The 2,603-nt window shown below is 74.3% G+C and carries 3 protein-coding genes; 1 reads left to right on the forward strand and 2 read right to left on the reverse strand.

The window, feature by feature from the left end; translation table 11 throughout:
• A partial coding sequence (locus ABZ281_RS45530; protein WP_356664274.1) for an ATP-binding cassette domain-containing protein occupies positions 1–461 on the reverse strand: 461 nt, incomplete at its 3' end.
• 29 nt (positions 462–490) lie between these two features.
• Entirely contained in the window at positions 491–1,513 is a 1,023-nt protein-coding gene (locus tag ABZ281_RS45535; protein WP_356664276.1) for an oxidoreductase, read from the reverse strand.
• Positions 1,514–1,579: 66 nt separating this feature from the next.
• Between ABZ281_RS45535 and ABZ281_RS45540 the strand changes: the two genes are divergently transcribed.
• Complete coding sequence (locus ABZ281_RS45540; protein WP_356664278.1) at positions 1,580–2,530, forward strand: FAD-dependent oxidoreductase; 951 nt, start codon at positions 1,580–1,582, stop codon at positions 2,528–2,530.
• Positions 2,531–2,603: the final 73 nt, after the last annotated feature.

The following is a 2,603-nucleotide window of genomic DNA, read 5'->3' on the forward strand; positions in this document are numbered from 1 at the left end:
TGGTCCAGGCCGACGGCGAGTCCGAGGCCGTCGGCGACCTCCTCGGCGCGTTCGTCGAGGTCGGCGCCGCCGAGGCCGAGCCAGCGCTCCAGGCTGGTGGCGTAGGCGTCATCGGCTCCGGGTGCCCCGTCGACCAGGGCCTGGGTGGCCTCGTCCATGGTCCGCTGGGCCTCGGCGACGCCGGTGCGGCGGGCCAGGAACGCCCGGACGGTCTCACCGGGGCGGCGGTCCGCCTCCTGCGGGAGGTGGCCGACGGTGGCGGTCGGCGGGGACAGGCGCAGATCGCCCTGCTCGGGCGCGGTGAGTCCGGCGAGCATCCTGAGCAGGGTGGACTTGCCCGCGCCGTTGGCGCCGACCAGGCCGATCACGTCGCCGGGCGCGACGACGAGGTCGAGTCCGGAGAACAGGGAGCGGTCGCCGTGGCCGGCGGCGAGGTTCTTGGCGACGAGGGTGGCAGTCATCAGAGCGCCGATCCTAACGGCCGGGCCGCTCAGTGGTTCACGGCCGTCACCAGGACGCTTCCGGACGTGCGTGCCACGATGAACGACCGGCCCCTGACGGCCTTCGCGTCGAGGACGACGCGGTGACGGCCGGCGTCGAGGACTCCGTCGAAGATCTCGTGGGTGTGGGTGCGGGAGAGCCGGTCGAGGCGGTACGCGGTGAGGGTGACGCGGCAGATGGAGGTGACCTCGACGTCCGCGCCGGCGTCGGTCGCGGTGAGGCCGGTGAGGCGGCGCCGGTCGGCCGGGCTGCGGTCCAGGGCGTGTTCGATCTGGGCGACGAGGAGCGGGACGATCGGGGCGAGGCCGTCGACGTGGGCGACCGGGACCCCGGCGCGTTCGAAGGCGCGGCGGACGGCGGCACGTTCCTGCTCGCCGGCCGCGTGACCGAAGGCGACGGCGCCGTAGCCGCGGAGTTCGTCGGCGGGTACGCCGTCGGCGTCATGGGCGATGTCGGCGCCGACGCCGATGGTGCGCAGGGCCGCGGCGAGTTTGGCGAGGACGGCGACGCGGGCGCCGATCAGCAGGACGCGGCGCCGTGGGTCGGGCGCGGAGCCGTTCAGCAGGGCGCTCAGTGCCGTCCGGTACTCGGCGCCGCGGAAGCGGAACGGGCCGATGCCGTGGTAGCCGTTGAGCTCCAGGTCGGCGTGGTCGCCGGTCTGCCAGGCGAAGTCCCGCCAGATGATGTCCTCGCCGTCGCCCTGGATGACGGCGGTGACGGCGCCGCAGGCCAGGTCCTCGCACTCGGGGCAGCCGTAGACGACGTACCGGCCGCCGGGTAACGGGGCCGGGCTCTCCAGGAGCAGGCTGCGCACCTGCGCGGTGAAGATCGCGGGCGGGACGTCGGACGCGAGCGGGGAGACCGCGTCGAGGTCGGAGAGCTGGAACAGCAGCGGGCGTCCGTCGACGATGAAGTCCACGAAGTCCCGGTGGACCTGGTAACCGCCGTTGTTGAGGACTCCCCCGGCCCGCATCGCGGGAGCCAGGCCGAAGGTCGCGTATTCGGCACACATACGGTGAGTATCCCCATACTGTGCGTGATGTGAGCACGGTGTGACACATTCCGCTACGGTCCGGGCATGGCGAGTGAGTCGAGTGGCGAGATCGTGGTGGTCGGCGGCGGGGTGGTCGGGCTGACGACGGCCTTGGTTCTCGCGGAGCAGGGCCGGTCGGTGCGGGTGTGGACGCGGGACACCGTCGGGGCGACCACCTCAGCCGTTGCGGGCGCGCTGTGGTGGCCGTACCGGATCGAGCCGGTCGCGACGGCGCGCGAGTGGGCGCTGCGGTCTCTGGAGGTGTACGAGGACCTGGCGGCGCGGGCCGAACCGGCCGGCGTACGCATGGTCGAAGGGGTACTGGGCGAGACCGGCCTCGACGAGGCCGACGGGTGGCTGGCGGGCCGGGTGCCGGGGCTGCGGGCGTCCACGGCCGGCGAATACGGAGGTACGGGCGTCCGGGCACGGCTGCCGCTCATCGACATGCCGGCCCATCTGCCGTGGCTGCGGGAGCGGTTCGTCGCCGCGGGCGGCGTGGTCGAGACGCGTAGGGTGTCCGCCTTCGCTGAGGTGGACGCGCCGGTCGTGGTCAACTGCACGGGGCTCGCCGCGCGGGAACTCGTCCCGGACCCCTCCGTACGGCCCGTGCGCGGCCAGTTGGTCGTCGTGGAGAACCCCGGGATCGACACCTGGCTGGTCACCACCGACGCGGCCGGGGAGCACGCGTATCTGTTCCCGCAGCCGGGCGGACTCGTCCTCGGCGGTACGTCCGAGGAGGACGCGTGGTCGCTGGAGCCCGACCCCGCGACGGCCGAGGCGATCATCCGCCGCTGTGCGGCACTCAGGCCGGAGATCGCCGGGGCCCGCGTACTGGGGCACCGGGTGGGGCTGCGGCCCACGCGTCCGGCGGTCCGGCTGGAGCGTGACGCCCTGCCGGACGGGCGGCTCCTGGTGCACAACTACGGCCACGGCGGCGCGGGCGTCACCGTGGCCTGGGGGTGCGCGGAGGAGGCCGCCCGGCTGGTCTCCGGCTGAGGCGCGGGCGGCATCCGAAACGCGAGGGCGGCCCCGGTTCGTCCGCGAACCCGGGCCGCCCGCCGCCGCACGG

Origin of the sequence: Streptomyces sp. NPDC006265 (assembly GCF_040613555.1) — a bacterium.
In the GTDB taxonomy this organism is placed as follows: domain Bacteria; phylum Actinomycetota; class Actinomycetes; order Streptomycetales; family Streptomycetaceae; genus Streptomyces.

Excerpts from the sequence above, each read along its gene's own strand:
- ABZ281_RS45535 (WP_356664276.1), bottom strand. The coding sequence starts at position 1,513 with ATGTGTGCCGAATACGCGACCTTCGGCCTGGCTCCCGCGATGCGGGCC.
- ABZ281_RS45540 (WP_356664278.1), top strand. The coding sequence starts at position 1,580 with ATGGCGAGTGAGTCGAGTGGCGAGATCGTGGTGGTCGGCGGCGGGGTG.